Below are 1851 nucleotides of genomic sequence, written 5' to 3'. Positions count from 1 at the left end.
CGTCGGCCTCGGCGACGGCGGCCAGCAGGTCGCCGTCCGGCCGGGTCGGCGGCAGGCCCCGCTCCAGCGCGGCCACGACGTAGCGCCCGGCGAGCACCTGGGCGCGCCGCCACGGCACGCCCGCGCGCAGCGTCAGCAGGGTCGCCAGCGCGAACCCGCCCAGGTACTCGCGCTCGCACGCCGCGCGCATCCGGTCGGCGCGGAACACCAGGCCGTCGAGCACGGCGGTGAACAGCCGCACCACCGAGGACGCGGTGTCCAGCGCGTCGTGGAACTGGGCGCCCGCCTCCTTGGAGACCTCGACGAGGTTGGTGTACGGGGTGCCGCGCTGCGCGAGCGCCACGTCGACGTGGCACGAGGTGAGGTGGGCGGTGCGGCCCCGGATGCGCTCCAGCACGGGGAAGTTCTTCTTCTGCGGCATGGCCGAGGAGATGCCGGACAGCTCGTCGGGCAGGTCGACGAACCCGTGGCCCGCGCCCGCCCACGTGATGAGGTCGGTGGCGAAGCGGCTGGCGGTGATGCCGAACAGCGACAGCTCGGCGGTGATCTCGGCGACGAAGGCGCGGGAGGCGACGTCGGTCAGCGCGCTGCCGCCCGGCCGGGTGAAGCCGAGCAGCGCGGCCATGCGCTCCCGGTCCCACGGCAGGTGCTGGCCGGTCAGCGCGCCCGCGCCCAGCGGGCAGGCGTCGGTGCCGTCGAAGGTGGCGAGCAGGCGGCGCGAGGTGTGCAGGAGCCGCTCGCCCAGCGCGGCCAGGTGGAAGCCGGGCGTGGTGACCTGCGCGGCCTGGTAGTGGGTGCAGCCGGGCATCGGGGTGTCCAGGTGGCGGGCGGCGACCCGGCGCGCGGCGGCGGCCATGCCCAGCACCTGCCCCGCCAGCCCGGCGAGCCGGTCGCGGGCGGCCATGAGCTGCGCGCACGCCTGGAGGTCGTTGCGGCTGCGGTCGACGTGCCAGTTCGGGACCGGCCGCGCCGCGCCGCGCTCCACGTGGCGCTCCAGGGCGAAGGCGATGTCGGACAGGTTCGCCTCCGGGTCCGCCGCCAGCTCCTCGGCGCGCACCCGCGCGAGCAGGCCCAGCACGTCCTCGGCCTGGTCCGCGGTGAGCAGGCCCATGCGCCGGTACTCCAGCGCCAGCACCCGCTCCACCGCGACGTAGTGGGGCAGCAGGCGGCGGACCTCGTGCTCGAACTGGGGGCGCAGCACCTCGGTGTCGAGCAGGGTCGACGGGGCGGCGGAGAGCCTGCCGGTCAGGGCGGTCACGCCGTGTCCTCCGTCATCCGCAGGCGCAGGCTCAGCGGGCGCATGTCCGTCCACACCTCGGCGACGTGCGCGAGGCACTCGGCCCTGGTCCCCGTGAAGCCCTCGGCCCGCCACCCGGCGGGCACGTCCCGGTCCGCGGGCCACACCGAGTGCTGCTCCTCGTCGTTGAGCACCACCGCGTAGCGCCGGGTGTCGTCGTCGTGCTCGCCCATCGCCCCTCGCTCCTCACCGGGTGGACCGGTCGCCGAGCAGCGCTCGGACCTGGTCGTCGGACATGTCCTGGATCTTGGCGGCGAGCAGGGCCTCGACCTCCTCGGCCAGCTCGGCGACCACGGGCCGGTCGAACACGACGCGGACCGGCAGCTCCACGTCGAAGCGGTGGCGCACGCGCGCGGTGAACCGGGTGGCCAGCAGCGAGTGCCCGCCGAGGTCGAAGAAGTCGTCGTCCGCGCCGACGCGCGGCACGCCCAGCAGCTCGCGCCACATGGCGGCGATGGCCTCCTGGGCGGGGCCGCTGGGCGGGGTGAAGCCCGCGTCGTCCGCGTCCGCCAGGGGGCCCGGCTCGGGCAGGCGGGCGCGGTCGACCTTGCCGT

At 76.1% G+C, this 1851-nt stretch carries 3 protein-coding genes; all 3 read right to left on the bottom strand.

Annotated features, from left to right (window positions below):
• A partial coding sequence (locus ACTUAL_RS14900; protein ID WP_440900663.1) for an argininosuccinate lyase occupies positions 1 to 1258 on the bottom strand: 1258 nt, incomplete at its 3' end.
• Positions 1255 to 1470 carry an MbtH family protein gene (locus tag ACTUAL_RS14895; RefSeq protein ID WP_440900662.1) on the bottom strand — a complete coding sequence of 72 codons (216 nt, stop codon included), beginning with the start codon at positions 1468 to 1470 and terminating at the stop codon, positions 1255 to 1257. The genes ACTUAL_RS14895 and ACTUAL_RS14900, both read right to left, overlap by 4 nt.
• A gap of 13 nt (positions 1471 to 1483) precedes the next feature.
• The coding region (locus ACTUAL_RS14890; RefSeq protein WP_440900661.1) for a phosphopantetheine-binding protein at positions 1484 to 1851 on the bottom strand (368 nt) is incomplete at its 5' end.

It is taken from the genome of Actinosynnema sp., assembly GCF_052038725.1.
This window is presented reverse-complemented; position numbering and strand designations above follow the sequence as displayed.

Bases quoted from the DNA above. Each gene is read 5' to 3' on its own strand.
- ACTUAL_RS14895 (WP_440900662.1), bottom strand. From the start codon at position 1,470: ATGGGCGAGCACGACGACGACACCCGGCGCTACGCGGTGGTGCTCAAC.